Below are 1,381 nucleotides of genomic sequence, written 5' to 3'. Positions count from 1 at the left end.
GGTCGTGTCCGTCAATGAGGTGGAAATTCGGGGTGGAGTTGGAGCGGCCATCGGTCAGGCGGCCTGAGGTGGAATTGCTGTGAGGGTGTCGTCGAGCAGGCTCGGGGTGAAGCCAGCCATGCCCTCGATCTGCATGTAGCGGTGCTGGAGCTGCCATTCGTCGTTGGCCTCCAACAGCACGGCTCCGATCAGACGCTGGATCGAGTCGGTGTTGGGGAAGATGCCCACCACGTCGGCGCGTCGCTTGATCTCCTTGTTGAGACGCTCCAGCGGGTTTGTGGAGTGCAACTTCGTTCGGTGCTGCAGCGGGAACGTCAGGTAGGCGAGCACGTCCTCGCTCGTGGCATCGATGAAGCCTTTGAGCTTCGGCCAACGGTTGTGAAGCTGCTCAGCCAGATGGTGGAGCGCGGCTCGGGCTGCCTCCTGGTCGGGCTGCTGGAAGGCGTGGCGCAAGCCGGCGGCGACCATGGTCTGCTGAGCGCGCGGCACATAAGCGAGCGCGTTGCGGGTCCAATGAACCCGGCACCTTTGCCAGGTCGCCTTCAGGACGCGGCATATGGCGGCTTTAAGCCCCTCGTGCGCGTCCGAGATGACAAGTTGCACACCTGACAGCCCGCGCTTGACCAGGTCGCGCAGGAAATCGGTCCAGAACACCTCGGCCTCGGACGGGCCGATGTGCAGCCCGATGATCTCGCGTCGACCTTCGGTGTCCACCGCCACGGCGACTATGGCGGCTACGGAGACGATGCGCCCGCCCTCACGCACCTTGAGGTAGGTGGCGTCGAGCCAGAGATAGGGCCATGCGCCGGACAGCGGGCGCTTGAGGAAGGCGTTCACCCGCTCATCGATGTCCTTGCACAGCTTCGACACGGAGGACTTCGAGATGCCCGACAGCCCCATGGCCTGCACCAGGTCGTCCACGCGCCGAGTCGACACGCCTGCGATCCACGCCTCCTGGATCACCGCCACCAGCGCCTTCTCGACGGTCTTCCTTGGCTCCAGGAAGCCGGGGAAGTAGCTGCCGGTGCGCAGCTTGGGGATCTTGAGGTTGAGCGAGCCCAGCCGCGTGTCGAGGCTGCGTTCGCGATACCCGTTGCGGTAGGTGCTGCGCTCGCCAGACCGCTCGTAACGACCCGCGCCGATCAGACCGTCCACATCGGCCTCCATCAGGATCTGCAGGACCGTCTCGGCCAGGCTGCGCAGGAAGTTGCCGTCGTCAGCCTTCTGAAAAGCCTCGATCAGTGCCACTCTGTCGTCGGTCATCGGGTGCTCCCGGTTCGGGTTGAAGTCCGCAAACTCCACCTTAGCCGCATGGCCCGATGGCCACCCCAATCCCCGCCAAAGCGGTCCTCGAATTTACACCTCGTCCGCGGACGCTACC

Annotated in this window: 1 protein-coding gene; it reads right to left on the bottom strand. The window is 64.6% G+C overall.

Annotation, left to right across the window (positions count from 1 at the left end; all coding sequences use genetic code 11):
* Positions 1-54: 54 nt before the first annotated feature.
* The gene (locus HNR01_RS27315; protein ID WP_003596089.1) at positions 55-1,263 is read right to left on the bottom strand and encodes an IS256-like element ISMex14 family transposase; all 1,209 of its coding nucleotides are present in this window, start codon (positions 1,261-1,263) and stop codon (positions 55-57) included.
* Positions 1,264-1,381 lie beyond the last annotated feature (118 nt).

The organism is Methylorubrum rhodesianum, from assembly GCF_014199985.1.
Taxonomy (GTDB): Bacteria; Pseudomonadota; Alphaproteobacteria; order Rhizobiales; family Beijerinckiaceae; genus Methylobacterium; species Methylobacterium rhodesianum.
The sequence above is the reverse complement of the archived record's forward strand: the minus strand, read 5'-3'. Positions and strand labels throughout refer to the sequence as shown.

Bases quoted from the DNA above. Each gene is read 5' to 3' on its own strand.
- HNR01_RS27315 (WP_003596089.1), bottom strand. From the start codon at position 1,263: ATGACCGACGACAGAGTGGCACTGATCGAGGCTTTTCAGAAGGCTGAC.